This is a genomic window from Microbacterium sp. zg.Y909 (assembly GCF_024626565.1).
The window spans coordinates 1-2026 of record NZ_JANJFJ010000569.1 but is presented as its reverse complement, the minus strand read 5'-3'; the positions used below and the strand labels follow the sequence as shown (position 1 = coordinate 2026).

The following is a 2026-nucleotide window of genomic DNA, read 5'->3' as shown; positions in this document are numbered from 1 at the left end:
TCCCGGTGCACCGTGCCGTCGGCATCCGGAATGGCGTCGCCGTGCGGATCGAAGCGGGGGTGGCCGAGGCGGGCGGCGATGCCTTCGAGGAGCCGGTCGCTGATGGTGTGCTCGAGCACCTCGGCCTCGTCGTGGACCTCGTCCCAGGCGTAGCCGAACTCGCGCACGAGCCACGTCTCGACCAGGCGATGCCGACGGATGACGCCCGCCGCGCGGCGCACCCCCTCGTCGGTGAGCTGCACGGGGCCGTACGGGCGGTGGGTGACGAGCCCCTGGGAGGCGAGCTTCTGCACCATCTCGGTGACACTCGAGGGAGCCAGCCCCAGCTCGGATGCCAGCCGCGACGGGGTCACCGGATCGGTCTGCCACTCGGTGTGGTGGTAGATCGTCTTGAGGTAGTCGTCGACGACGGGACGTGAAGCGGGCACGGATCCAGGCTACCGGGGGCCGGTCATGACCCCGTGAGGACGAGCCACAGCAGCAGAGCATTCAGCGCGATGAGGAACACCGACGACGCCACGCCCGCGACGGTCGTCCACGGCCGGTTGCGGTAGGCGCCCAGCACGTCGCGGCGGGCGGTCAGCGCCACCAGCGGCACGAGGGCGAACGGGATGCCGAAGGAGAGGACGACCTGGCTCAGGATGAGGGCGAGCGTCGGGTCGACGCCGAGGGCGAGGACGACCAGCGCCGGAATGAGGGTCACCAGGCGCCGGAGGAGCAGGGGGATGCGCACCCGCAGCAGGCCGTGCATGATCTCGGCTCCGGCGTAGGCGCCGACGGCGGTGCTCGCCAGGCCACTGGCCAGCAGGCCGACGGCGAACAGGGTGGCCACGACCGGCCCGATGCCGTCACGCAGCGCTGCGTACGCGCCCTCGAGGCTGTCCGTCCCCGGCGCACCCGACAGGGCGGCGGCCGCCAGCAGCAGGATGCAGAGGTTCACGGTGCCCGCGACGGCCATGGCGATGGTGACGTCCCACCGGGTGGCGCGCAGCAGCCGCGGGATCGAGATGCCGCGGCGGGCTTCGAGGGTCTCGGCCGCGCCCTCGGTGGCAGGGGCGAACCGGTCGCGGCTGAGGGCGGAGTGGGCGTAGATCGCGTGCGGCATGATCGTCGCACCGAGGATCGACGCGGCCAGCAGCACGGAATCGGTTCCCTCGAAACGTGGCAGCAGCCCGCCGACGATCCCGGCGGGATCGGGCGGCGCGACGAAGACCCCGAAGACGAAGCCGACGGCGATGATCAGCACCAGTCCGGCGATGACGAACTCGAAGGTGCGGGCGCCGCGACGGGCCTGCAGCAGCAGCAGCGCCAGTGAGACGACGCCGGTGATCGCCCCGCCCCACACCAGCGGAATGCCGAACAGCAGGTGGAGCGCGACTGCCCCCCCGATGACCTCGGCGATGTCGGTGGCCATCGCGACGAGCTCGGCCTGCACCCAGTAGCCGCGCCGGCCCCAGCGGGTGCCTATGCGCCGGCCGAGCACTTCGGGCAGGCTCTCGCCGGTGACGACGCCGAGCTTGGCCGAGAGGTACTGGATGAGCCACGCCATGACGTTGCCCACGACCACGACCCAGACCAGCAGATAGCCGTAGCGGGCTCCCGCCGTCATGTTGCTGGCGACGTTGCCCGGGTCGAGGTACGCGACACCCGCGACGATCGCCGGGCCCATCAGCCAGGCGAGGCGGCGCGTGGCGGCCGGCCGCCGAGCGGGTGTCGGCGGCCCGTCGAGCGCGGCAGTTTTCGGCATGCCGAAAAATTAGCAGAGGTTTCGGTGCGCCGAAAAGAGGTCGGCGCGGTCGGGATTCCCGCGGAGCGCAGACGGGCGAGGGTCGCCGTGCCTGCAGGGCGCGGTGAGGCGGAATTCCGACCGCTTGGCGGTGGCTAGCCTGGTTCGATGACCGATCTCGCCGACGCCGAACCCGAGGCCGAGCCGACGCTGCCCTACGGCGTGGGGCCGTGGCCGGGGGGACCCGAGGCGTGGCCGGACGACCCCCGCTACGACCCCGAGCTGCTGGCGCACGGTGAC

General features: G+C 72.2%; 2 protein-coding genes. Both read right to left on the bottom strand.

All coding sequences use genetic code 11. From position 1 onward, the window contains the following. On the bottom strand, window positions 1-428 hold a 428-nt coding region (locus NQ160_RS22940; protein WP_257517326.1), incomplete at its 3' end, for a metal-dependent transcriptional regulator. 23 nt (window positions 429-451) lie between these two features. Beyond that, the gene (locus NQ160_RS22935) at window positions 452-1747 is read right to left on the bottom strand and encodes an Nramp family divalent metal transporter (RefSeq protein WP_257517325.1); all 1296 of its coding nucleotides are present in this window, start codon (window positions 1745-1747) and stop codon (window positions 452-454) included. Window positions 1748-2026: the final 279 nt, after the last annotated feature.